At 71.1% G+C, this 24769-nt stretch carries 20 protein-coding genes; 8 read left to right on the forward strand and 12 right to left on the reverse strand.

Annotated elements, in window-relative coordinates:
* Window positions 1-139 precede the first annotated feature (139 nt).
* Window positions 140-1390, forward strand: a complete 1251-nt coding sequence (locus OHA77_RS09260) for an NAD(P)/FAD-dependent oxidoreductase (protein WP_406317442.1) — start codon at window positions 140-142, stop codon at window positions 1388-1390.
* A 142-nt stretch (window positions 1391-1532) separates the two neighbouring features.
* The gene (locus OHA77_RS09265; RefSeq protein WP_406317443.1) at window positions 1533-3179 is read left to right on the forward strand and encodes an acyl-CoA dehydrogenase family protein; all 1647 of its coding nucleotides are present in this window, start codon (window positions 1533-1535) and stop codon (window positions 3177-3179) included.
* A gap of 142 nt (window positions 3180-3321) precedes the next feature.
* On the opposite strand, the gene OHA77_RS09270 is transcribed toward OHA77_RS09265, so the two are convergent.
* Window positions 3322-3726, reverse strand: coding sequence for a hypothetical protein (locus OHA77_RS09270; RefSeq protein WP_406317445.1), 405 nt, complete (start codon window positions 3724-3726; stop codon window positions 3322-3324).
* A gap of 10 nt (window positions 3727-3736) precedes the next feature.
* On the reverse strand, window positions 3737-6550 hold the full coding sequence (locus OHA77_RS09275; RefSeq protein WP_406317447.1) for an alpha/beta hydrolase: 2814 nt from the start codon (window positions 6548-6550) through the stop codon (window positions 3737-3739).
* Between the two features lie 449 nt (window positions 6551-6999).
* On the opposite strand from OHA77_RS09275, the gene OHA77_RS09280 reads away from it, so the two are divergent.
* Window positions 7000-7758, forward strand: coding sequence for a CoA transferase subunit A (locus tag OHA77_RS09280; protein WP_406317449.1), 759 nt, complete (start codon window positions 7000-7002; stop codon window positions 7756-7758).
* On the forward strand, window positions 7758-8408 hold the full coding sequence (locus OHA77_RS09285) for a CoA transferase subunit B (RefSeq protein ID WP_406317450.1): 651 nt from the start codon (window positions 7758-7760) through the stop codon (window positions 8406-8408). The genes OHA77_RS09280 and OHA77_RS09285 overlap by 1 nt, the downstream gene beginning before the upstream one ends.
* 188 nt (window positions 8409-8596) lie before the next feature.
* Here OHA77_RS09285 and OHA77_RS09290 read toward each other — a convergent pair whose 3' ends face one another.
* Genes OHA77_RS09290 through OHA77_RS09310 form a run of 5 tightly spaced genes read right to left on the reverse strand, consistent with a single transcriptional unit; the run spans window position 8597 to window position 13227 of the window.
* Window positions 8597-9697 (reverse strand): branched-chain amino acid ABC transporter permease, encoded by a 1101-nt coding sequence (locus tag OHA77_RS09290; protein WP_406317451.1) that lies wholly within the window; start codon window positions 9695-9697, stop codon window positions 8597-8599.
* Entirely contained in the window at window positions 9694-10560 is an 867-nt protein-coding gene (locus tag OHA77_RS09295) for a branched-chain amino acid ABC transporter permease (protein ID WP_406317453.1), read from the reverse strand. Before OHA77_RS09295 ends, OHA77_RS09290 begins: the two co-directional genes overlap by 4 nt.
* Window positions 10557-11252, reverse strand: coding sequence for an ABC transporter ATP-binding protein (locus OHA77_RS09300; protein ID WP_406317455.1), 696 nt, complete (start codon window positions 11250-11252; stop codon window positions 10557-10559). Before OHA77_RS09300 ends, OHA77_RS09295 begins: the two co-directional genes overlap by 4 nt.
* A complete protein-coding gene (locus OHA77_RS09305) occupies window positions 11249-12025 on the reverse strand; it encodes an ABC transporter ATP-binding protein (protein ID WP_406317456.1) in 777 nt (258 codons plus the stop codon). Before OHA77_RS09305 ends, OHA77_RS09300 begins: the two co-directional genes overlap by 4 nt.
* Entirely contained in the window at window positions 12022-13227 is a 1206-nt protein-coding gene (locus tag OHA77_RS09310; protein WP_406317458.1) for a substrate-binding domain-containing protein, read from the reverse strand. The genes OHA77_RS09305 and OHA77_RS09310 overlap by 4 nt, the downstream gene beginning before the upstream one ends.
* Window positions 13228-13834: 607 nt before the next feature.
* On the opposite strand from OHA77_RS09310, the gene OHA77_RS09315 reads away from it, so the two are divergent.
* Both OHA77_RS09315 and OHA77_RS09320 read left to right on the forward strand, forming a co-directional pair.
* Complete coding sequence (locus OHA77_RS09315; RefSeq protein ID WP_326827033.1) at window positions 13835-14431, forward strand: RNA polymerase sigma factor; 597 nt, start codon at window positions 13835-13837, stop codon at window positions 14429-14431.
* Entirely contained in the window at window positions 14424-15437 is a 1014-nt protein-coding gene (locus OHA77_RS09320) for a CU044_5270 family protein (RefSeq protein ID WP_406317459.1), read from the forward strand. Before OHA77_RS09315 ends, OHA77_RS09320 begins: the two co-directional genes overlap by 8 nt.
* 156 nt (window positions 15438-15593) lie before the next feature.
* On the opposite strand, the gene OHA77_RS09325 is transcribed toward OHA77_RS09320, so the two are convergent.
* The gene (locus tag OHA77_RS09325; RefSeq protein ID WP_326821035.1) at window positions 15594-16088 is read right to left on the reverse strand and encodes a MarR family transcriptional regulator; all 495 of its coding nucleotides are present in this window, start codon (window positions 16086-16088) and stop codon (window positions 15594-15596) included.
* A 94-nt stretch (window positions 16089-16182) separates the two neighbouring features.
* On the opposite strand from OHA77_RS09325, the gene OHA77_RS09330 reads away from it, so the two are divergent.
* Window positions 16183-16650 carry a nitroreductase family deazaflavin-dependent oxidoreductase gene (locus tag OHA77_RS09330; protein ID WP_406317462.1) on the forward strand — a complete coding sequence of 156 codons (468 nt, stop codon included), beginning with the start codon at window positions 16183-16185 and terminating at the stop codon, window positions 16648-16650.
* Here the strand turns inward: OHA77_RS09330 and OHA77_RS09335 are convergent.
* The 4 genes from OHA77_RS09335 to OHA77_RS09350 form a co-directional block, all read right to left on the reverse strand.
* Window positions 16637-17524, reverse strand: coding sequence for a hypothetical protein (locus OHA77_RS09335; RefSeq protein WP_406317463.1), 888 nt, complete (start codon window positions 17522-17524; stop codon window positions 16637-16639). The genes OHA77_RS09330 and OHA77_RS09335 overlap by 14 nt on opposite strands.
* A gap of 3 nt (window positions 17525-17527) precedes the next feature.
* The gene (locus tag OHA77_RS09340; protein WP_406317464.1) at window positions 17528-20251 is read right to left on the reverse strand and encodes a hypothetical protein; all 2724 of its coding nucleotides are present in this window, start codon (window positions 20249-20251) and stop codon (window positions 17528-17530) included.
* A gap of 237 nt (window positions 20252-20488) precedes the next feature.
* The gene (locus OHA77_RS09345; RefSeq protein WP_326821031.1) at window positions 20489-21679 is read right to left on the reverse strand and encodes a hypothetical protein; all 1191 of its coding nucleotides are present in this window, start codon (window positions 21677-21679) and stop codon (window positions 20489-20491) included.
* Window positions 21676-22176, reverse strand: a complete 501-nt coding sequence (locus tag OHA77_RS09350; RefSeq protein ID WP_326821030.1) for a SigE family RNA polymerase sigma factor — start codon at window positions 22174-22176, stop codon at window positions 21676-21678. Before OHA77_RS09350 ends, OHA77_RS09345 begins: the two co-directional genes overlap by 4 nt.
* 433 nt (window positions 22177-22609) lie before the next feature.
* Between OHA77_RS09350 and OHA77_RS09355 the strand changes: the two genes are divergently transcribed.
* Window positions 22610-24658, forward strand: coding sequence for a hypothetical protein (locus OHA77_RS09355; protein WP_406317465.1), 2049 nt, complete (start codon window positions 22610-22612; stop codon window positions 24656-24658).
* Window positions 24659-24769 lie beyond the last annotated feature (111 nt).

Raw genomic sequence — 24769 nt, forward strand, 5'->3', positions numbered from 1 at the left:
GGCGTTTGTCGGGACCGGACAGAGTCTCCCCGCCCTCTTGTCCAACACGCACAGACCGTTCTCGTGCCGCGCGGGCGATGCTCGTGTCGCGCGGGCGACGCTCGCGCCAGGCAGCAGAGGTCAGAGCGGAGAAATGGTCATGGGTATCGATGGTGGGCCGCGCTCAGCGGTGGTGATCGGCGCCGGCGTGGTCGGGCTGTCCACCGCGTGGTTCCTGCAGGAACGCGGCGTGGACGTCACCGTGGTCGATCGTGACGGGGTGGCCGCGGGCGCATCGTGGGGGAACGCGGGCTGGCTCTCGCCGGGGCTGGCCATCCCACTGAACGAACCGGGAGTCCTGCGCTACGGCCTGCGCTCCCTGCTCGACCGGAACGCGCCGCTGCACGTGCCGGCCACCCCCGACCCGGGGCTGTGGTCCTTCCTCGCCCGGTTCGCCGCGAACTGCACCTGGAAGTCCTGGGGCCGCGCCGTACAGGCCAACCTCCCGTTCAACGAGGAGTGCCTGGAGGCGTTCGACGTGCTCACCGCGGGGGGCGTCGAGGCTCCCACGGTCGAAGCCCCGATCATGGCCGCGTTCGAGAACCCTCGGCAGGCCGTGGGGCTCCTGCACGAGCTCCAGCGCATCAACCGGTCCGGGCTGCGGATCGACTACAGCGCGTTCGAGGGTGAGGACCTCCACAAGCAGGCACCGCAGCTCTCCCTCAGCGCGAAGGCCGGGATCAGGCTGGACGGTCAGCGCTACGTCGACCCCGGGCGGTTCACCCGGTCGCTGGCCGGCGCCGTCACCGCTCGCGGCGGCACGATCCGGTCCGGCTTCCTGGTCACCGGGGTGGACAACGGCTCCGGCGGGCTCGTCGTCCGGTCGGGCGACGGAGACTCCGTGCGGGCCGACGTCGTCGTCCTGGCCACCGGAGCCTGGCTGAACGGGCTGGGCAGGGAGTGGGGCGTCCGCGTGCCGGTCCGCGCCGGGCGCGGCTACTCGTTCACCGTGCCGACCGAGGAACCCGTGTCCGGGCCGATCTACCTGCCCGCCGTACGCGTGGCCTGCACGCCGTACCAGGGCAAGCTGCGCGTCGCCGGGACGATGGAGTTCCGTGACGCCGACGCCCCGCTGCACTCCGGGCGGGTCGACGCGATCATCAGGTCCGCCCGGAAGCTGCTCACCGGCGTCTCCTGGGCCGAGCGCACCGACACCTGGGTCGGCCCGCGTCCCGTCACGCCCGACGGGCGCCCCCTCATCGGAGCCACCAACGCCCCCGGCAGGTTCGTCGCCGGCGGCCACGGCATGTGGGGACTCACCCACGGGCCGGTGACCGGACGCATGCTCGCCGAGCAGATCACCACCGGCCGGCAGCCCGCGGCCCTGCGGGACTTCGACCCGGTGCGCTGACCCTCCTCGCCCGGATCGGCCTCCGGAGGCACCATGTCCGCCGGCCGGATCGTCGCCCGGCCGGCGGGCGCCGTCCGGAACCTCTTGACCCGAATCGCCGCCGTGACAACACTGGTGCTGAACGTGACAGGGGTGAGTGCCGATGCCGGCTGAGCAGTTCGAGGTGGACCCGTTCGTCCAGGAGGCGCCGCGGCTCGCCAACCGCTGGACGGCGGACCGGGTGCTGCGTCAGGCGGTGCGGCGGCTCCTTCCCGCCGACGTCTTCGCGAAGGCCGCCGAAGACCTGGAGCACGCCGCGGAGCGTTGCGTGACCGAGATGGCGCCGCTGGGTGCGCGCGCGGAGGCCAACCCGCCCCGGCACGTGCCCTACGACGCCTGGGGCAACCGGGTCGACCGGATCGAGATCGATCCGGCGTGGACGGAGCTGGTGGCACTCCTGCAGGGGCTCGGCGCGGTGGCCATCCCCCACGAAGGAACGTACGGCCCGCACAGCCGTGTCGTGCAGGCCGTCCTCTTCCAGATGGCGCAGGCCGTGAGCGCCACGGCGCTCTGCCCGCTCGGCATGAGCGACGGCGCGGTCGCGTGCCTCCGGGAGCACGACGCGGGCCTCGCCGCCAGATACGTCCCGCTGCTGACCAGGCGGGTGGGCGGCTGGACCTCCGGCCAGTGGATGACGGAGAAGGAGGGCGGCTCCGACCTGTCCCGCTCGGGAACCGTCGCGACGCCCCTCGGCGACGGCACCTGGGCACTCCGCGGGACCAAGTGGTTCACCTCGGCGACCACCGCCGACATCGCCGTCGCCCTGGCGCGGCCCGCGGGCGCCGAACGCGGCAGCCGCGGCCTGTCCCTGTTCGCACTGGAGCTGCGCAGGCCGGACGGCTCCTGGAACGGCCTGCGCGTGCGCCGGCTGAAGGACAAGTACGGCACCCACGGCCTGCCCACCGCGGAGCTCGATCTGGACGGCACGGTGGCGACCCCGGTCGGCGGGATCGGTGACGGCATAGCCAAGATCGTGACCGTGCTCAACGTCGCCCGTATGGAGTCGGCCCAGGCGGGGCCCGGCGCGACGGGCCACCTCCTCCAGCTCGCCCGCGACTACGCCCGCAGGCGCCGGGTGCGGGGCGGCGTCCCGCTGGCGGAGTCGCCCGTCCACCTGGGCTGGCTCGCCGAGATCGCGGCCGAGTACGAGGCCATGGTGCAGATGGCGCTGCGCGCCGCCCAGCTCGTCGGCCTGCGGGAGAGCGGCTCCGGCGACGAGCGGCTGGCCCGCGTCGTGGTGCCGCTCGCCAAGATGTCGACCGCCCGCCAGGCCGTGCGGACGTGCTCGGAACTGCTGGAGTCGTTCGGTGGCGCGGGCTACCTGGAGGACACCGGCATCCCGCAGGTCCTGCGCGACGTGCAGGTCCAGTCCATCTGGGAGGGCACGACGAACGTCCTGGCCCTCGACGTCATGCGGGCGCTGGCCGATCCCGAGGCCGCCGCCGCGTTCCGCGACGACGTCGAGGCGCAGCTCGCCGCTCATCCGCACCCCCGTGTCGAAGCAGCCGCAGAGACCATCCGCGCCGCCGTACGGGACCTCACCTCACGTGAACCCGATCCCGCTGCCTGCCGCGAGGTGGCGTGGGGGATGGCCCGCACCTACCAGGCGGCGCTGCTGGCCGCCCAGGCGGGCTGGGCGCTCACCACACTCGACGACCAGCGCAGCGCCGTCGCACTGGAGATGTTCGTCGCGTACCCGCTGGTGCCCCCGGCCCCGCACGCGGAGGCGGGGTCGATCGGACTGGAGTGACCTGCCGGATCTCCCACCGCCCCGATCCGTGCCGGCACCGCCGGGCTGAATCCCTTCGGTGCGGGCCCCGTTCACCAAGGCGGTGGTCCGCGGTCAAGGGAGATCGGCCACGATCGCGACCGATCCGGGGTCGCGCCTCTCGTCACGGGCCGCTGCCGGGCCGGACGCGGGGAGAGGTGGCGGTGAGGAACAGGCCGCCGGCGTCGTTCGCCTGAGCGGCCATCCGGAACCCGGCCGCGCCGTCCTCCACCCAGAGGTAGAGCCCCCGCGGCCGGGCATCGGCCAGCACGACGAACCCGTTGCCGGTCCACCAGGCGCTCAACACGTCGAACCAGTGGCCGTACTCCGCGGGCGACAGGCCATGGATCCGGTAGTCGACCGAGGCCACGACCCCTCCCGGGGGTCCGCCGCCGACCGGCTCATCACCTGGCGACGTGCCCTCGGCGATCTTCTCGGCCCGCGCGTGCGCGGGCAGTTGTGCGAACGCCTTCCGGAAGTTGTCCTCCACTCCTCGGGTGGCCTGTTCCAGGGACAGCCTGAGCGGCATGATTCCTCCGCTAAAAAGACGGCAGGCCGGCGATCAGACGGCCCAGGTTGACCAGAGCGTCGCTGCCCGGCTCCCAGTACCCACTGTGGATTCCCTTGCGCGGGACGTCATAGCGGCGTCCGGGTTCGGAGCTTGAGGTGAACCTGTTTCCTCCGAAGGGCGGCAGGTCCGGTGCCGGACCGTGGCGTGCGACGAGCTTGATGAAATCATGCCGGGCGACCGAGGCGTGCACCCGTCCGCTGACGTCCGCCGGGTCGACATCGGTCAGCCGCAGCTGGCCGGCATGTTTCACCCCCACTCCCGGACTGGCCAGGAACACCACGTCGTCGGCGTTCAGCACCCCGTCTCTGCCGGCGTAACCGACGACCGTGGCGCCGTAGCTGTGTCCGATCACGGTGTTGTGCGAACGCGGCCCGTCGTGTGTCACCCGCAAGCCGTCCTGGAACCGGTTCAGCCTGTCCACCGCGAACTCCGCGAACCGTGCCGACCCCGCTTCCGTCGTGATCGTCTGTGGCGCCCGGTAACCCATCCACATGATCACCGAAGTCGACGGCGAGCCGGCCTTCGTGGCGGAGAGCCACATCGCGTCGGCTCGCTTGAGATAGAGGTCCATCAGGCCGACCCTGGAGCGGGTACCCGGTACGAAGGTCGCCACATTCGCGGCGGTGTCCGGATCGCCGACGGCGACGATCGCACATCCCGGCCCCATGTTGCTGACCATCAGCAGGTACGGCCGCGGTTGCGCGGCGCTCGGCGGCACCGCCAGCCGCTCCTCGATCGCATGGATGCCGTTCAGCTTGTCGTTCAACCGCCGCAGTCGCTTCTCCAGCCGCTTCGTCTCCGCGCGATCGGTCGTCGGCAGGGCCTCGATACGGTCCCGCTCCGCGATCAGCCGGGTTTTCAGGTCCGCGAGCACGGGTCTGTTGACCTGATCCCTGGCCGCCACGGGGATGCCGTCCAGCGCGCCGATCCGAGCGCCCTGGATCAGCATCGACAGCTCGCGTTGCGACGGCGTCAGCGAGTCCCACACCTCTCCGACCTTCGCCGGCGGCATGTGCCGCTCATTGAACAGAGCGAAGTGCGCGGAGTCGTGCGCGTGCCGGTCGGCTCCGGAGAGTTCGGAGCCGGACCGCGCCGACTGGGCGTCCGCGGGCGGCACGCCGGGCGTGTCCGGAGACGATGTCCGAATGGATCCATCCGATGGAACGGGCGCGGTGTGCGACGGCGGGTCGCCGACACCCGCCGTCACCTGCGGGTCGGCAGACGGAACCGGTCGGGCCGGATCAGTGGAGAGCGAACCGTCGGGAAGAAGCGCCGGGATCGACGCCGGCCTGCTCACCGGTTCCGCGGCGCGGGCAGGCGACGGTATGCCGGGAGGGTCCGGAGGGTGCCTCACCGGGGCAGGTCCGGCATCTCGCTCGCGTCCGCCCACCGTTTTTCCGTGGTTGAGACGCTCGTCGAGATTGGGCTGGGTTCTGGGTGTCGCGCCGTCCGCTTCCACGCGCTCCGGTGTGGCGTGCTTCGTCGTGGAACCGTCCGCAGACCGTGCCGAACCGTCCGCAGCTCGCGGCACAGGTTCGGCGGCAACCCGAGGCGCAGGTTCGGCGACAGGATGGCGGACCTGCTGCGGCGCAGGCTCCATCCCACCCTCCTGCCGGGTGTTTCCATCCGATGCGGTTCGTGCCTGGGTCGCGGCCGGGTCGTGATGGTCCGGAAGTCGCCCGGCCATTGGCTCCAACCCCGCCGAATCCACCTCCGCCAACCGATCCCGCCGCAACGGGACGGAGGAGTCACCCTCCGGGACCGCGTGACTGTCCGGGCGAGGACCGCTGCCCGGATTCGGCGAGGGATCGGGCCCCGGGTGCGATCCTCCGCCGGAGCCTCGGACGTCGCCGGGCCCATCGGCGCCCGCCGTACGCCAGGAGGGATTCCAGCCCGCCCAGTGCGCGTCCGCGCCACCGACCACACCGGCCACGGTGTTCTTGAACACCAGGTCCCAGTCGAACTGGCCGTTCATGCCCAGGTTGATCGCGCCGGCCAGCCCGTTGGCCGCTCCCGACTGGCCCATCATGCCCCACACCGACTTGGTGGAAGCCGCCAGCACCTTCTCGAAGACCGTCATCTCGGCTCTGCTCAACCCCGCCTGCAGGCCCGCGGTCGACAGCTGCGACAGCCCGGCCGACACGCCGGTGAGCAGCGCACCGGCCAGCGCGCCCATCTCCGCCGATGCCCCGACCTGCTCCCAGTCGATGCCGTCGCGCCGTGCTTGGGACGCCTGCACCCCCAGGTCCAACCCGGCGACGATCCCGCCGAACAGGCCCATGTTGATCAGCAGGCGTATCCCGATCTGCCTGATCGTCATCCGGGTGAGCTGCACCCGTGCGCCGATCAATGCCAGCGACACCCCGCCCCACGGCCCCATCGACGCCGCCAGCAGCCAGCCGATTTGGAAGATCAGGAACCAGATCGACACCACGATCATCTTTTTGGTGTACTCGACCTGGACTCCGGCGTTGTTGAGCTCCAGCGCCGCCGCCACCAGGCGATCGACCAGCTCGGCCTGCCTACCGCCCGGGACCAGCTTGACGTGCTCGGCGAACGCCTTGAGCGCCTCTCCGTCCCACTGCACAGCGCCCGCCGGTGACGCCCTCAGCGGCCCCTGGGAGGACAGCGGGCCCTCCCCCGCGACCTTCCTGGCCGTGGCCGCGCACGCGTCGGCCAGCCGGAAGCATCGCGACTCGTCGCCTTCGGGCCAGTCCATGCCCACGGCCCAGCCCACGTACGGCTTGGCCCAATCCGGCACCCAGAAACTGTCGAACCCCATGGGCCTCATCCACCAGACGGAAACTCGGCGGCCTCACATGCCGCGGCGTTCGCCTTCAGTCCGTCGCGGATGCTCGCGACCTCGCCGAGGTGGGCCGGGACAGACGGCCGAGGCGGGGGCACCGTGGCGCGCCCGCTGGGGACGCGTTTCCCACTCGGCCCTCTTACCTCCGACCGAAGCACTTCGCCCACCCGCGCACGTCCAGAACTCCCAGGTACCGATGGGCTCAAAAATACCATCCGGCTCAGGGCTTTCACCGGCCCCAAATGATCACTTCACTTTTGGCCCTGAAAGTTCACTGGCCCGTCATCATCGGGTGTTCAACAGACCCCCTCGGCTCCGGAACCCTGACGGCTCCTCCGCGAAGCTCGCTCCACCACCCTCTGACCTCGGACAATGTGGATCGGCCACGTAGGCACGGCCCCCGCGCCCGCCTACGTTCGACAGTCATGAACAAGTTGACGAGTTCGGCCGCCACGGCGGTGACCGACATCTCGGACGGGTCCTCGGTCGCCGTGGGCGGCTTCGGGCTGTGCGGGACGCCGATGGAGTTGATCCGCGAGGTGCACGCGCTCGGCGTCTCCGGGCTGCGGGTGGTCTCCAACAACTGCGGCGTGCAGGACTGGGGCCTCGGCATCCTCCTGGCCGACCGGCGGATCGCCCGGATGACCAGCTCGTACGTGGGAGAGAACAAGGAGTTCGCCCGGCAGTACCTCAACGGCGAACTGGAGGTGGAGCTGGTGCCGCAGGGGACCCTGGCCGAACGCCTGCGCGCGGGCGGTTGCGGCGTACCCGCCTTCTACACCCCGGCCGGGGTCGGCACCCAGATCGCCCAGGGCGGGCTGCCCTGGAGCCACGACGCCGGAGGGGCGGTCGTCACCGCCTCCCCCGAGCGGGAGACGCGCAGTTTCGGCGACCGCCCCTACGTCCTCGAAGAGGCGATCGTCACCGATTTCGCGCTGGTCCACGCCGCCGTCGGCGACCGGTTCGGCAACCTGCGCTTCAACGCCTCCGCGCAGAACTTCAACCCGCTGTGCGCGATGGCCGGCCGGGTGGCCGTCGCCCAGGTAGAAGAGGTTGTCGACGCGCTCGATCCCGGCGAGGTGCACCTGCCGGGGATCTTCGTGCAGCGGGTCGTCCACGTGGGACGGACGGAGAAGAGGATCGAACGGACGACGGTCCGCCCCGTTCCGGAAGGGACCTTCTGATGGCACTGACCCGCGAGCAGATGGCCGCCCGGGCCGCACTCGAACTGACCGACGGCCAGTACGTCAACCTCGGCATCGGCCTGCCCACGCTGATCCCGAACTTCCTGCCGGAGGGTGTGGAGGTGATCCTGCACAGCGAGAACGGCATCCTCGGCCTGGGCCCCTACCCGTATGCGGGTCAGGAGGACCCCGATCTGATCAACGCGGGCAAGGAGACCGTGACCCTCCTGCCCGGCTCCTCGTTCTTCGACTCGGCCCTGTCCTTCGGGGTGATCCGCGGCGGTCACCTGGACGCCGCCGTGCTCGGCGCCATGCAGGTCTCCGCGACCGGCGACCTGGCCAACTGGACCATCCCCGGAAAGATGATCAAGGGTATGGGCGGCGCGATGGACCTCGTCCACGGCGCCCGACGAGTGGTCGTCCTGATGGAGCACGTGGCCAGGGACGGCTCACCCAAGATCGTCGAGGAGTGCTCGCTCCCGCTGACCGGTCAGGGCGTGGTCGACCGCGTCATCACCGACCTGGCCGTCATCGACGTCACACCGTACGGCCTGGCCCTGCGTGAGCTCGCGCCCGGCGTCAGTGTGGACGAGGTGCGCGCCGCCACCGGGGCGTCGCTGGCGGTCGAGGACACGCTCCCGGCAAGCTGAGCCACCTGGCGAGGACGCGCTCCCGAGCCGGCCGAACCACCCGTCACGGGCCGCCGTCCTCCTCCCCGGGCACTCCGGGAAGGAGGACGGCGGCCCGCGGTCGTCTCACCCGCCGGGACCAGAGAGGAGGACGGCACCACCGCGGTCGTCTCACCCGCCGGGACCAGAGGGACCGTACTCCTCCGCGATCACTTCCCCGCCGGACTCCGGCGCAGCCGGGTGGCCAGGCTCGCCAGGCCGCCCGGCATGAAGTACACCATCACGATGAACAGCACGCCGAGCACGAACAGCGGCTCCGACAGCGGTGCCCGCAGCACCGCCGGCAGGTTCGCGACGGCGTCGGAGGTGCCCAGTGCGGCGAGCCGGTGGTCGAGGTAGGTGTAGAGGACTCCGCCGAGCATCGCCCCCCACCTGCTCCCCGTACCGCCGAGCACCACCATGACCAGGAAGGCGAGAGTGAAGTTGGAGGTGGTGATCTGCGGGCTGGACCCGCCGACCAGGAAGAGGTGCACGACCCCGCCGAGCATCGCCAGGAAGGACGCGACCACGAAGGAGAGCAGGCGGAAGTGGTAGGACGGCAGCCCCAGCACCGACACCCGCAGTTCGTTCTCCCGGATCGCCTGCCAGACCCGGCCGGGCTCGGAGTTCACCGCCCAGCCGATGACGGCCAGCACCAGGATCAGGTAGCCGAGGGCGAGCCAGTAGAGGTTGGCGGTGTTGGCCACCCCGGACAGGAAATCGGGCAGCGCGGTGGGCGCCAGCGACAGCCCCTCCTCACCGCCGGTGAGCCGGCCCGGGTCGCTCATCACCACGATGGAGCCGACCTGCGCCATGGCCAGGGTCACCATGGAGAAGGCGATGCCGTTCACCCGCAGGGCCACGGCTCCCAGCAGCGCGGGCACCACGAGGCCTACCAGCACGGCCAGCAGCAGGGCGGCGGGCAGCGAGAGGCCGAGCTTGGTCACCGCGATGTTGACGGTGTAGCTGCCCAGGGCGATGTAGAGGGCGTGCCCGAAGGAGAGCAGCCCCGTGTGGCCGAAGAGCAGGTCGTAGGTGGCCGCGAGCCCGGCGAACACCAGGCAGATCGCCAGCAGTTGCAGCGAACCCGGGCTGTTGACCACGCCGGGGAGCAGCGCGGGCAGATCCAGGGTGGAGAACGGCAGGATCGCCAGCAGGGCGACCACGGCCACGGGTACGGCGCGGCGGACCAGGCGCCGCCTGGCCGGCTCCGGGTGCGGCCGGATGTCGTCGACGGTCACGGCTCTGTCCGCCATGGCTGTTCTGATCACGCGGCCCTCCCGGCCAGACCGCCCGGCCGGGTCAGCAGGACCACGGCGAGCAAGAGCACCACCGAGGCCTCTCCGACCCCTGCGGCGGCGTAGAAACTGGTGAACTGCTGGACCAGGCCGACCAGGACGGCGGCGACCGCCGAGCCGGTGACCGAGCCCATGCCTCCGATGACGACGACGATGAAGGCGAAGATGAGCAGGGAGGTGCCCTGCCCGGGTGAGACGTTGCCGAAGTAGACCCCGGCCAGCGCCCCGGCCAGCGCCGCCGCGGCGCCGCCGATGGCGAACACCAGCGTGAAGGCGGTCCGCACGTTGATGCCGAGCGCGGTGACCATGGTCCGGTCCTCGACGCCCGCCCGGACGATCAGGCCGAAGCGGGTGCGGCGCAGGAACACCTGGATCGCGACCAGCACCACCGCGGCGGCGCCGATCAGCAGGAACCGGTCGTTGGGGACGATCGCCCCGAGCACGCGGGTGGTCTCCCCGGCCCACGCCGGTTTGGGGAAGGTCAGCGGGTCGGCGCCGAAGGTGGCCTGCAGCAGCGCCACCCCTGCCAGGCTGAGCCCGACGGTGACCAGGACCTGCTCGATCGTCCGGGTGTAGAGCGGCCGGATCAGCAGCACCTCGACCAGTACGGCGACGGCCGTACCGGCCACCACGCCGAACACGACGGCCGGCACGAAGGCGAGGCCCAGGTGCGCCGAGGACCACCAGGTGCCGTAGGCGCCGACCGCGAGGAACAGGCCGTGGGCGAAGTTCAGCACGTCCGCCAGGCCGAAGATCAGCGAGAGTCCGGACGCGATGAGGAAGTACAGCGCGCCCAGGCCGAGGCCGGTGAGCGCGAGGAGAACGACGTTGCTCACGCCACCCCCAGGAGGTCGCGGGTGAGTTCGGGGTCGGTGAGCAGCGAGTCGGCGTCCCCGGTGTGCACGACGCTCCCCTGCTCGATGACGACGACGTGGTCGGCGATCCGGCGCACCAGGGCGAGGTTCTGCTCCACCAGCAGGATGGGCACGTCGTGGGAGGCGCGCTCCAGCACGTCGGCGACCTCGGTGACGATCCTCGGCGCGAGCCCCTTGGTCGGCTCGTCCACCAGGAGCATCCGGTTGTCGTTGAGCAGCGTGCGGCCGATCGCGACCATCTGCTGCTGTCCGCCCGACAGGGTGCCCGCGCGCTGCGCGCCCCGCTGCTTCAGCTCGGGGAACATCTCGTAGACCAGGTCGTAGCGGTGCGGCCCGCGCCCGCGTTCGGCGAGTCGCAGGTTCTCGGTGACGGTGAGGCCGGCGAAGACGTTGCGGTCCTCGGGCGCGTAGCCCAGTCCCCGACGGACGATCAGGTGGGTGGGCAGGCCGGAGATGTCCTGGCCGTCGAGCCGTACGGTCCCGGTCTTCGGCACGATGCCGAGCACCGCCTTCAGGGTGGTGGTCTTGCCCGCGCCGTTCCGTCCGAGCAGGGCGGTGACCCCCTGGGGGGCGACCGTGAAACCGACGCCCTGCAGGATGTGGGACGTGCCGATCCGCACGTGCAGGTCGGCGACCTCAAGGAGCGGTTTCACAGGGCCTCCCCGAGGTAGGCGTCCTGGACGACGGGATCGGCCATGACCTTCTCCGGCACGTCGATGGTGAGCAGGCTGCCGTGGTGCATGACGGCGACCCGGTCGGCCAGGCCGAGCAGGACGTCCATGTGGTGTTCCACCATCAGGACCGTGCGGCCCTCCTGGCGGTGCACGGCCCGGATGACGTCGGTGAGGGCGGGCACGTCGGCCACGCCGACCCCGGCCATGGGCTCGTCCAGCAGGATGATGCGCGGGTCGGTGGCGAGCAGGATGGCGATCTCCAGCTTGCGCTTGTCCCCGTGGGACAGCGAGCCGGCGACCTCCGCCGCCCGGTCGGCGAGACCGACGCGCCGGAGCGCGTCCGCGGTGGCCGCCCACGCCTCGCCGTCCGATTCGGCCTTCCGCCAGATCCGCAGACAGGTGCCGCGGTGGGCCGCCGCGGCCAGCCGTACGTTCTCCGCCACCGTCAGTGCCGGGAAGACGCTGGAGGACTGGAAGGTACGGCCGAGGCCGCGTCGCGCCCGCCGGTGCGGCGGCGTGCCGGTGATGTCGGCCCGGTCCAGCTCGATGGTGCCGGCGGTCGGCCGGACCAGCCCCGAGATGAGATTGAACAGCGAGGTCTTGCCCGCTCCGTTGGGACCGATCACGGCGACGAACTCGCCCTCGGCGACGTCGAAGCCGACATCCGACACGATGTGGGCGCCGCCGACCGCCCAGCCGAGCCCGCGCACGCGCAGGACCGGCTGGGCGGGGGCGGTCGCGGCTGCGGTCACTTCTTGACGACCGGGGGTGCGACGGCGTCGGCCTCGAGCTTCTCGACCAGCTCCGCGGTGGGCGTCTCACCGCCGGTCAGCTTGGCCTGGAACATCGGCTGGAGCAGCGCGTGGTCCTCCGCCCGGACGGTGAGCTTGCCCTTGACGCCGTCGAAGCTCCAACCGGCGAGGGCCTTGGCCATCGCGTCCGGGTCGGTGCCCTGCTCCGCGGCGTGCACGATCATCTGCGCGGCGGTGAAGCCGTCACCGGTGAACAGGTCGACCGTGCCGCCGGCCTTGGTGACCCGCTCGGTCATGGCCTTCTCGATGTCGGTGCCCGCCGCCCCGGCGAAGTAGTGCGACAGGAAGTTGACCTTGTCTGCCACCTTTCCGTAGGACGGCCAGGTGGCGGTGATGTCCAGGCCGGTGACGACCTTGGTCGCGTCGAAGACGCCCTGCTGGCCGAGGGAGGTCCACATGGCCTGCGCGGTCGTGCCCGCCCAGGCGACGAACAGCAGGTCCGCCTCGGTCTCCTTGGCCTGGGTGGCGAACGGGGTGAAGTCGGTGGCGCTCGCCGGGACGAGCAGCGGCTCGACCGTGGCCCCCTTGGCCCCCAGCACCGCTTTCACCCCGGCCACGTTGGCCTGGCCGAACGCGCTGTCCTGGGCGAAGACGACGACCTTCTTGCCCTGGACGTCGCCGATGAAGGCGGCGGCGGTGCTGATGTCCTGGGAGGTCTGCCGCCCGGACCGGAAGGTGTGGGCGCCGGCGCCGGTGACCGCGTCGGTGGCGGCCGGCCCCGAGATGAACAGCACCTTGTTCTGCTCGGTGATCGGAGCGACCTGCGTGGCCACGCCCGACGAGGTCGATCCCGCGATGATCTTGTAGCCCTTGCCGATCAGGTCCTTCGCCGCGGACACGGCCTTGGCCGGGTCGCCGCCGTCGTCGACCTCGGTGACCTCGATCGCCTGGCCGCCGACCTTCTTGCTCCCCTGGGTGGCGTAGTCGAGCCCGGCCTGGAATCCCTCCAGGTACTGCTTGCCGTATGTCGCGAGCGGACCCGACTTGGAGTAGACGAGCCCCACCTTGACCGACTCCGCAGCCTTGGCACCACCGCTCCCCGAATCGGCGGTGTTCGGGCTGCCGCATGCCGCGGCGAGGAGCAGAGCCGTCGCGGTGGCCAGTACCGCGGGCATCCGGCCCGCGTAACTCTTTCGACCCATGGTCAACTCTTTTCTGCCGTCATCGAGGAGATCGGGGAAAGTTCAGGCGGTTAACCTGACCGCATTGGCCGAAAGGCTAGGAGAAGCGCCATGGCGGGTCCATGTGCGGCGTCCCCACAACCCGTGGGGAAGTGGTGTTAGGCCGGGCCATCCGGCCGTGTCACGAGGGTCGGCGGCCAGGGCGGTGGCGGGAGCCGTCCCGTGGGAGCCGCCGCCCCCCCGGCCGGCCGGCCCGGGACGGCCCCCGGAAGTTCTCGCTGTTCACGCTCCTTCGGTGCGGTTCCGTACGGCGTGGACCGCGCCGGTCACGGGTGGGCCGGAGCAGGGGTGACGGACGTGAGGATGAGATCGCCTCCGGTCGGTATGTCGCCGGGCCACATCAGGCTCCCCTCGGTGCCGCCGAAAGGCTCATGGATGCCGGGCTCCGCGTCCCACGACCTACGGCGTGCTCGGCGACCGACCGAACGGGGCGGAGAGAGTCCCGACCGGATCCGGGGGTGCTGGAGCAGCTCCGCCGACCGTGAAAGCAGATCGGCGGATCGGGCGATAAAGAGGGACCACCTGTCACGTCAGAAAGGGTGCGCATGACGGAGAGACCATTGTGACCATGATGTTCCAGGCCGCTCATCCGGTGGGGGACGCCGAGGCCGTCCGGCTCTCCCTCGACGAGCCCGAACGATTCGGTGCGATCTTCGACCGCTACGGCGGCGAGATCAACCGCTACGTCACGCAGAGACTCGGTGGCGACAGCGCGGAGGACATCGTCGCGGAGACCTTCCTCACCGCGTTCCGCAAGCGAGGGCGTTACGACCCGTCCCGTGCCGGTGTGCGGGCGTGGCTGTACGGCATCGCCACCAACCTCATCGGCAGGCAGCGCCGCGTCGAGGTGCGCACGCTGCGCGCACTCGGACGCTACGGTCTGGAATCCGACGCCGCGGGGCACGAGGAGCGGGTCGCCGCACAGGTCAGTGCGGAGAGCCTGCGACCGAGCCTGGCGACGGCTCTGGCCGGGCTCCACCAACGGGACCGCGATGTCCTGCTCCTCGTGGCCCTGGCCGGACTGAGCCATGAGGAGATCGCCACCGCCCTGGGCATCCCGTACGGGACCGTCGGGTCGCGGTTGAACCGGGCCAGAAAGAAGCTGCGCGCCGCGCTGGGCGACACCAACCCGATGCTCGAACCCGAGGAGGCCGACCGTGGATGAGCTGGAGAAGGTCCGCGAACTGTACGGCGAGCCGCCTGCCGATCCGCTCCTGGAGACCAGGGTGCGGAGGCGGCTGGAGACCGAATTCCGGCGCCGCCGGCGGCTGCCGTGGACGGTGGCGGTCACCGGCCTCGCCGCCGCGGCGACGGCGGTGGCGATCGCGTTTCCGGGAATGACCGGGGAGACGGGTCCGCCGGACCGGGCCACGGAGATCTCCGGGCGGTCGATCCTTCTCACGGCGGCGACCAGGGCGGAGTCGGACCCGGCGACGGCACACGGCTACTGGCGTGTCAGGAAGCTGCACCGGCGGACCTACCCGGAGCCTCTGGGGAGGGGTGGGAACCGTTACCGGGTGGTGGAATCGCGGCTCACCGAGCAGTGGGTGGCGGCCGACGGCCGGATGTGGGCCGGCTCCCGGACGCTGGGAGCACGACCGGAGAGCCCGGCCGACACGGAGGCCTGGCGCCGCGACGGCTCCCCCACCGAGTGGGCGGACCGGCGGCTGTCCACCGCGCCGGGCAAAGGCCTCCTCAACGCCGTCACCGGTAGGGCGCCCTTCAGCATGGCCGGGCATGAGATGGGCTTCGGGGAGATCCAGGGGCTGCCGGCCGATCCCGCGGCTCTGAAGAACCGGGTCGCCGAGGTGGTGCGGGATGTACCGGCCGGTTCGGTCGACGGGGTCGTGGCGGACGCGCTCAGTGGCCTGCTGTGGAGCAAGCCGTCACCACCCGACGTGCGCGCGGCCGCCTACCGGGCTCTCGCGGAACTACCGAACGTCCGTTACCTGGGCACGACCACGGACGAGCGGGGCCGGGCGGGGGCCGCGTTCTCCTTCACCGTGCGGACCACTGCGACCGTCCAGCGGACGCTGATCATCGACCCGGCCAGCTCCCGGGTGCTGTCCTCCACCGACACGGGCGGGCCGGGAACGGCGGGAGAGGAGGTCGAGGTGGTCCTGGAGGCGGGCTGGACGGACGACGAGCCCGCCGCCCCGGAACTTCCCTAGTCCGGCCCGCCGTCCCGTGTCCATCACCGGCCGTACCGCCGCCCTGACGTTCCGATCACCGATCTGCGCCGAGGCACGTCAGGTGGTGGAGGCAGGCCCTCCTTCGGGATCTCCAAACGCCCCGTTCCGAGCATCACGGATCATCCGGAAGACCGCTTACGCGGGGCTCTCGTCCTCCCGTTCCCCGGTGATTCCACGCTCATACGCGGCCAGCGTGTCGACGAACATCCGCCGCTGGTCCGCCGTCAACGGCTCCAGCGCCTTGCGCCAGGCGCCGGCACCCTGTCCCAGCCAGCCGTCGATCGCGGGCCGGTGCGCGTCGGCGATGCTCACGATCTTCCGGCGCCGGTCGTCCTCGTCCTCACGCCGCTCCAGGATGCCCTTACGGCTCAACTCGCCGACCATCAGGCTCACCGTCGCCGGCGCCACCTCCAGCCGGGCCGCCAGTTCGTTCACGGCCAGCGGCCCGTCGAACAGCAGGTAGGCGAGCAGCGACAGGTGCCGGGGAGCGAGCGAGAACGACTGGAGCTCCTCGGGGATCCGGATCCGCTTGGCCCGTCCGACCATCCGCGGCATGAGCAGCAGCAGTGTCCGGATCGTGTCGTCGACGCCCAGCCCGGAGCCGCCCGCGCCCTGACCACCGGTTGACATCCGCCACCCCGCTCAATAGCTTTCATTCACAAATAGCTTTAATGTCATAGCAAAACTGTTTTCCCTGCTGATGTTATCGAAGAGGTGCTTCCCCATGGCAGAGCGGCAACCCACCCCGGCGGAGTTCAACCAGTTCGTCATGGACGAGTTCCGCGCGAACGGCGGCAGGGTGGGCGGGATGTTCGAGGGCGCCCCGCTCGTCCTGCTGACCACGACCGGCGCCCGGAGCGGCCGGCCCCACACCACCCCGGCGGTCTGTCTGCGCGACGGTGACCGGGTCCTGGTCTTCGCCTCCAACGCGGGCGGACCCAGAAACCCCGCCTGGTACCACAACCTGCTGGCCGACCCGCGGGTCACCGTCGCCATCGGCACCGGCGACGGCGGCATCGAGACGTACGCCGCCGAGGCGGTGCCGCTGGAAGGCGACGAGCGCGACCGCCTCTACGCGGTCCAGTCCGGACTCGACCCGGCGTTCGCCGCCTACCAGGCCGGCACCACCCGCGTCATCCCGGTGATCGCGCTCAACCGCCTCGACAGCCGTCCCGGGATCAGAGCCCGGTGAGCGAAGGCGTCAGATCGGGCCCTCCGATGCGGAGGATCCTGCCGAGAACGGTCCGGAGCCGCTCCATCTCGTCGGCCTCCAGGTGCAGGTCGACGCTGAGGACGGTCTCGGTCTCCATGGCGTCCGCCGCTTCGGGGGTGAGATGCAGGACGAGCCGCCGCTCGTCGAGCGCACAGGCGGTGATGCCACCGCCGGCGCCCCGCATGTCCTCGCGGGTCACCCAGTAGCGCGGGTCGCCCTTGCCGCTACGGGCGATGAAGAGAAGGTAGTCGCCACCGCCCCCGGCCTTCTCGTTCAGCACGACGGTGGGCCCCCCGAGATCTCCCCTGAACTCGAATCCGTGGGCGGCCAGGCGCCCGATCGGCGTGTAGGCCAGCTCTCCGGAGATGACCGGTTCGGGCACCGGCGGCCTGCTCTGGCGGTGCAGCTGCTGCCAGGGATCCTCGGGCTCGCGGAGCCCGACCGGGACCGCGGTCGGCAGTGCGTCCAGCAGCCAGCCGGGAACGGCGTCGCGGGGAAACACCGTCAGTTCTTCCAGCGACGCGTTGTCGGGGACGTCCGTACCCTCCGGAAAGGGGAACTCCTCGGCGTCCACCTGTCCCCGGTAGGCCCTGCTCTCCGGCGTGAAGCGCAGCTCGCAGGAGAACCAGCTGCCCTCGCCGTCGCGATGGGACAGCTCACGGAGCAGGTGGAACGGCTCCGCCAGCCCCTGAACGCCGATCTCCACCCCGTCGCAGTCCACCGTGATCAGGGAGAACCGGCCGACCTGGGCGCAGCGGACCGTGGCACCGGTCCAGCCGGCAGGTGCGGCGGCCCGGACCAGGTCGCCGATCGCCAGCCGCACGCGGCACGCCTCGTGATGGTTCGAGCGCATGGGTCATCCTTCCTTCGCGGTCAACAGCTCGTGCAGGCGGCGTGCCTCACGGAGCAGGTTGCTCGATCCCTTGCGCGCCGCGACGGCCTCGACCTCGGGGATCGCGCCACGGGCACGGCACCACGCCGCCGCGGTGGTGCCCAGCGCCAGAAACTCGGCGGACCCGTGGTGCGGCCGGCGACCCGGCCGGGGAACGAGCGACGGCAGCGCCGCGGCGACCGCCGTCCACACCTCCTGGTGGGCGCCCTGGCGGGACGCCGACTCCAGAGCCGCCGTCAGCTGACGGAGCCTCATCTGATCGCGTCCGACCAGCAGCGCCGCCTGCCGGCCGAGTTCCGCGGTGGGCAGGTCGCCGCGGCCCGCCATCGCCAACAGGACGTCGACGGCCTCGGGCATGTCCGGGTTGCCCAGCAGGCGGGCCAGGACGAGCGAGACCGCGACTCCCGGCGGACCGTCGAGCCGGGCGAGCCGGCGAAGGTGGCTCACCCGCACCTTCGGCTCATCCCACTCACCGTGCAGAAGATGAGGCAGCAGATGAGCGGCGGCCACCTCCCGGTGGGACGGGAACATCGACGGCCACCATGCCGGATGAACCCCGCTGCTGCTCCGAGGGTCGCCGAACACCCGGTCGACGAGCGGCAGCCCGGTGGCCGGCGCGTGCAGCGACGGCACGAGCTTCACCCCGGGGAAGACATCCGGTTCGCCGTCTTCAAACCACTTTCTTTCCCCGTACTCGCCGTAGGACCAGCGCACCTCCACCACCGGGTCCGCGAGCCGGGCCCCGGCCAGCCATCGGGCCACCAGGCGACCGGCCGGTGAGGAGAGGCGCCCGGCGCGGCCGGCCGCCTCCGGATCGTGCTCCCCCGGCAGCCGCAGCAGGGCCTGCTGCAGGTCCGCGGCCAGCGGCTTCGCCCCGGCGGCCTCAATGATCTCCATCCTCGTCACCAGCTCGGACGCTTCCACATGCCCGGTGGTGAGAGTGGGCGTGGACAGCAGCAGCGGCGGGACGACGTCCTCCTCGACCGCCATCTGGATCTCTGCTGCCCGGTGCAGCAGGAGCAGGTCGGGCGGGCAGAGATGACGGGCGTCGGGAAGCCGGTCCTTCCAGGCGTTCCGCACCGGAGCGATGCCGGTGAGGGAGCACGCGGCACCGATCAGCCAGTGGTCGACCTGGTTCCAGTGGTCGATCCGGTGCCAGCGATCACCGCCCCCGTACAGGTGTTCGTACCGGCCGGCCAGGCCGGGCTTGAGCGCGGCGGCCGTGCCCTCGCGATCCCGGTGCACGAAGGCGACGAACCCGGCCAGCAGCCGTTCCCCTGCCTGCCAGCCGGCGGAACCGTCCAGCAGGGGCAGCAGCTCCGTCACGGAACCGATCGGATCGGGCATCCGCCGCGGGCCATCGGGCCGCGGGAGCGGAGCGAAGATGTCCTGCGGATCGGGGTCGGGCCCGGCCGGATCCACACCGCCGAAGACCGCGTGGACACGCCGTCCGAGGTCGGGCGGGAGCAGACCGAGCGCGTCACCGACGGCGGCACGCCCCTCGTCGCCCATCCGGCCCGCATGCTTGATCGCGAGCGCCACCGCCTTTTCCTGCAGCTCGGCGGAGTCCGCGGCGAACGCCAGCGCCAGCGGTCCGGCGATCGACCCGGCCAGCTCGGGCGAGAGCCGTACGAGCTGGTCCAGCCAGGTGAGCCCGGCGCGTACGAGCTTGCGCTCGGGCCGGAAGAACAGTGCCTCCCACGCCTCGGCGAGGTCGGCGGGGTCGAGCCCGTCCAGCCTGCGCAACCGCCGCAGCGCCAGCTCGGCGACCGGTCCCGGCGCGGCGGGCAGCAGCCGCAGGTAGTCACGGGCGCGCGGCTCGATCTCGTGCGGCGCGGGGTCGAGGGCCTCGTGCAGGCGGGCGAAGAACCGCAGGTCCAGCGCCGAACCACCGAGCAGGAACCGCCTGACGCACCCTTCCAGCAGGGTCGGCCGTTTCGCCGCGTCCCCGGTGGCCAGGTCGCAGAGAGCCTTCAGCCACGGCCCGGTGGGACCGCTCTCCCACTGCAGCGCCCGCCCCACCCCCTGAGCGTCGAAGATGCGGGGAAGCATGAGGTCGAACAGCGGGTCCTCGGACGGCACCAGCCGCCTGCCGGCGGTCTCCAGCCATCCGACGACCAGCGGGTCGTGGATCGGGGCCTCGATCCCGGTCGCCCGCAACAGGGCCAGAGCCAGCTCGACGCCGCGGTCCTCTCCCGTCCGGAGCCTCAGCACGAGCCGCCGGGCCAGCTCGGCCCGCCATTCCGGCGGCCGGGTCGCGAGGATCGCCATGATGCGGTCGGTGTCCTCGTACGGCGCGCCCCAGCGGGAGGCGAAGTCGCGACGGTTCAACCAGGTCGCCACGGCGGCCGCGCCGGGAAGGACCCCGGCCCCGGCCGCGCGGAGCACCGCGGCGTAGTCGCCGACGCCCTCCCACGACTCGCGTCCGTCGCGGAGCACCTTCAGGTATCCGGGAAGGCGGCGGGCGACCTCCTTGCGCGCCGCCTCGTCCAGTTCGACGACCCGGGCCGCGACGGCGGAGGCATCCTGGCGGTCGACGAACCCGCGGATCTCGTCCCAGGCGGTCGCGCCGGCTCGTTCACGACGACGGGCGGTCCGGAGGGACCCCTCGGCGACGGAGCCGGCGGGCGTGGGGGACGTCGTCTGCGCGTGCGGCAGCAGAGGGGGGTGTTGGTATGGGCTGGACATGCCGCGAACAGTAGTGATCCACTCCGACAATTCCACCGTCGCCGGCAGCGCGGACGCGTCCGCACGTCGAGAGGGACATCCCGGGTGACAGATCACCCGCCCGCCCGTCGAGATAGCCGTCCCAGGCGACAGATCCCCTGCCCGCTCAGTCTCACGGTCCGCGCCGGACCAGGGTGACGAGATGGGGTGCGTTGACCATGCGCCAGCGGGCCTGTCCAGGAGAGGGTCGGCGGCGGGCTACCGGATCTTGGCCAGATCGATCATGTAAAGGTCGTTCCCGAGCGTGTAGCTGATGAGCCTGCCGGTCGGATCCTCGAACGGCATGCTTATGGTGGAGCCCTCCCCCCGAATGCCCAGATAGCCCGATTCGCCGGTGTTCAAGTCGTACAGTCCCACGCCATCGAACTTCTCATCGCCGTACGCCGAGACGTAGAAGCGGTCCTGGGTCGGCGGTATCGAACCGGCCACGTGGGCAGGCACCATCTTCTGCGAGGAGCCGTCCCGATGCCGGAAGAAGGTCTGGAGTTCCGAGGTACTGCCCAGGCAGATCGTCACGCCGCAGAATCGGATCGCCTCGCCGGGGTGGGTGACGGCAGTTCTGGTCTCACCGGTCTCCACGTTCAGGATCCGGGCGAACTTGGTACCGTGGGGCTCGCCTCCCCACCCCGGCGTGCCGATCCACGGCCAGGCCAGCAGATGCATCCCGGCGCCTCCCTTGACCGGTTCCACCGTGCCGCCCTCTAGGGGGACGGCGAAGACCCCGCCCGTGTAGAGCGAGAAAATAATCTTGCCGTCGGCCACGGTGAGCGAGTCGATTCCGCTGCCGTCCCCCTCCTTGATGCTCTGGTCGGCAACGAGCTTTGCCGTCCCACCGTCCACCGGCACGGCCCAAAGGTGTGCGATGCGATCCTTCGTCGCGGTCCACCACACCACATGTCCGTTGCCCACGGCGAAACCGTTGGCGAAACCCGACGTGCCCTCGGGCGACGGCAGGTCGGCAATCTTGCGTCGCGAGTTGTCGTCGACATCGTAGGCGTAGACGGCGGTCGGCTGGTCGAATCCCGCCGGAGCCGTCACGAGCAGCGTACGGTCGTCGATGAACCTCTCCGGTTGCCACGACGCCCCGTCGGGCCCCTTCGCCGGGACCTTCCGCACCGCCTCCGGCCAGACCTTCTCCACGTGCTCGGCTGGCGTCGCGGAGCGCCTCTCCGAAGCGGTCACGACCGTCAGGGTGTCGCCGCCGGGCATCACGGCGACGGCTCCGCCCGCGACCAGCACGACCGCCGCGGCGGCCAGCGCCATCCGGGCCCGCTGCCTCCTGCGCCGATGGATCCGCTCGAGCCGCTCAGATAGCAAGGCGGGCAACCGGGGCGCCTGCCCGGCGGCCTGGCCGAACGTCCTACGGAGAGTCTCCTCAACCTCGGTCATCGTACGTTCTCCCTGGTCATCGGCTTAGTCGGGACGGCGCCGCGGAGTTTGTCGAGCGCGCGGGCGGCCTGACTGCGTACCGTGCCGCGCGAGATCCCGAGCACGGCAGCGATCTCGGCGTCGTCAAGTTGCTCGTAATAGCGCAGCACCAGCACCGCGCGCTGCTTGCGCGGCAGGCCGGCCAGCGCCTGCCACATTCTTCGCTCGTCGCCGCTGGGCAGCGAGTCGTGGTGCTCACGTTCCGGCAGGTCCCAGGCAAGCTGCTCGCGCCTGCGTAACCGCCAGGTGGCGATGTGCAGCCTGGCCATCGTGGTACGCGCGTAACTCTCCGGATTTCCCTTCGAGTGCAATCGATGCCAGGCCCCGCGCAGCTTCAGCAACGCCTCCTGGACCAGGTCGGCCGCGTCATGCGGATTCCCGGCCAGCATGTAGCCGTAGCGCAGCAGCGCGTCGCCACGTTCGGCGACGAACTCCGCGTAATGGGGGTCAGCTTCCAACAGCTCTCGCCTTTCGTCGTTCCCTCACCTCTAAGAGGAGCCAGAGACGGAAACTGTTGCATGATGGGGTCCCCGTGAAGGCAGCAGCGGAGTTTGACGGCTCTTCGATTTGAAGGGGATGTTCACCCTCATGCCGCTGGCACGTTGATCGTTTGATGTGTGCAGGCCAACCGTATGCGGCGGCGCTGGTTGGTGAGGTTGCGAAAGCCAAACACCACGCGGGCGGAGGCGGGCAAAGGATCCCGTGCCGTCGGCGATAGTGGCACGATGGATCGGGTGCATGTCGAAGAGGGACTCGTCCTCTACGACTTCCTGGCCGACGACCTGCGTATACCTCCCGGCGGAAAAGGACCGCGGGGACATGGCACGGGCAGCGGGAGCGCTCGGGAAAGAGCGACTCGATCCGATCGCGGCAACATGAGTACGGGGGTTCATGGTGCGGACGCACTTCGATCCGGAGGAGGCCGAGGAGTTCGAGGCGGCGAAGGACCTGCTGGTCCGCCGCTGCCTCGCCTGGGCGGGTGAGCACGGCATGCGAGCCGACGAGGCGATGCTGACGGCGGCCCTGGACGCGCGGCACCGCAGCCGCGACGGGCGGCTGGCCCACTGGGACGCCCGGCAGGTGCGGCGTTTCCTCCTGGAATGGATTCCCCGGCACCTCGCGGCCGAACGGGAGGTCCTCGCCACCGCACCGGAAAGCCTGCTGACGCTCCTGCGCTACCTCGCCGCGTCCGGCCTTCGCGACCCTCGGGGGGCTTCCCCGGCGGAGCTGGAGGCGGCCGTGGCGGAGGCCGCGGCCGAGTATCCGGCGGCGCTGGCCGACCCGGTCCGGCAGGGCACCGGGAAGTTCTGGGCGCAGACCGCCCTCGACAACGGCATCGTCCTCGACGACGAAAGGGCCGTGGCCAGGTTCCAGCGCGACATCGACACAGGCCGGATACATTTCGATGCCGAGGTGCTCGACAAGCTCCTCGATGCCGAGCTCACCGATGCCGGACCCGACGATGAGCGGGCCTTCAGCCAGCGTCCCGTCGCCCTCCCTCCGGCCGCCGAACTCGCCGCCGAGGCCGCCCGGAGCGAGGTCGTACGGCAGTTGGCCGCCCTGACCGGCTGGGTGGGGACGGATGGGCAGCCCCTCACCAAGACCGGAAACCTGCGGCTGGCCGACGCCCGCGAACTGGCGGCCCTGCTGGGCACCGGAGAGCAGGAGCTGCGGGCGCGCAGCTCCGCGGAGCTGCCCCGGGTGAGCCTCCTGCTGGCGTGGGCGAAGAAGACGGGCCTGGTGCGGGTGCGCAAGGGCCGCCTGGTCCAGGTGGCCAAGGCCGCCCCCGTCCTGCGTGACCCGGAGGCGCTGTGGCGGCGCGCGTTCGAGGCGACCTTCGAGCTGGGCGCCGCGATCTGCACACCCACTTTCGGGTGGGCCCCTTACTCGATGCTCGTCCCGGCATTCGACATGCTGCTGCCCGACGTACTGAACACGATGTACAGCATGCCGACCCCGGTCCCGGTGGCCCGGCTGCAGGAGACGGTATGGCTGACCTGCCAGGAGTACTTCCTGCTCGACCCCGAGGAGGACGGCCTCCGTCAGGACGTCTGGCACCGCAAGGTGGAAAACGACCTGCTCGCGGTGTTCGATGTCCTTTCCGGCCTCGGTGCCGTCGAGCTGAGCCATGGCGTGGCCGACGAGCTGTACTCCAGTGACCTGCGTCCCGGTGCCTTCGGCAAGTTCGACGAGCTCACCGAGGACGACCTGCCATTGCCGCCCGAGGTGTGCGCCCGGCTCCTGCAGCGCCTGGCGGAGCCGGGTCCGCTGGTACGGCTGACACCCCTGGGCACGCGAGCCGTACGGGAGCGGATGCTCACCGACGGGCGGGACGCCCCGCTGATCGGGGAGCTGACGGACGCCACGGCAGGCGAACTGCTGGGCGTCCTCGCCCAGCACTACCCCCGGGAGACGGCTGCGGTCGAGCTCGAAGGCTGGCTGGCGGCGCACGGAGGTGACGTCGAGCCGCTGCTGGACGCCATACGCGCCTGCCCCTTCCGTACCCGTGCCGCCGCCATGCTCTCCACCCTGGTGGAGGCGCTCCCCGACGGCCAGTCGATGCGGGCGGGGCTCCGGCGTGATCCGGTGCTGGGGACCGTCGTGCTGACCACCCTCCTGGAAAAGGAAGAGCTGCGCCCCGAGGATCTCACCGACGACGAGCACGCACTGCTGCTGGCCGAGGGGTTGATCTTCCTGCTGGAGCTGGGCGGTCCCGAGGCCGTCATGGAGCAGCTCCGCGAGTCGGCGGGCAGGGACGCGCCCGAGCTCGTCGCGGCAGTGCTGGACTCGGGGCACCCCGCGCGCGTGGCCCTGGAGGAACTGCGCGCACTGGTGTACGAGCCGATGCTGACCCGGAGCGACCGGCTGCGCCTCGTGCCGAGCCCGAGGCCCGGCTCGCGGGGCCGTCCCAGCGGCCGCGGCAAGAAGCGCAGGCACTGACAGCTCCCCGCCGGAGTCCCGGTGCGTCACCGGTAACGGCGATCTCCTGGGTGATGACGTCTGCCACGCCTACGACGAGACTCGATTACTCGCCGTGGCGAAATGATGACT

This window comes from Streptosporangium sp. NBC_01639, assembly GCF_045209755.1.
In the GTDB taxonomy this organism is placed as follows: Bacteria; Actinomycetota; Actinomycetes; order Streptosporangiales; family Streptosporangiaceae; genus Streptosporangium.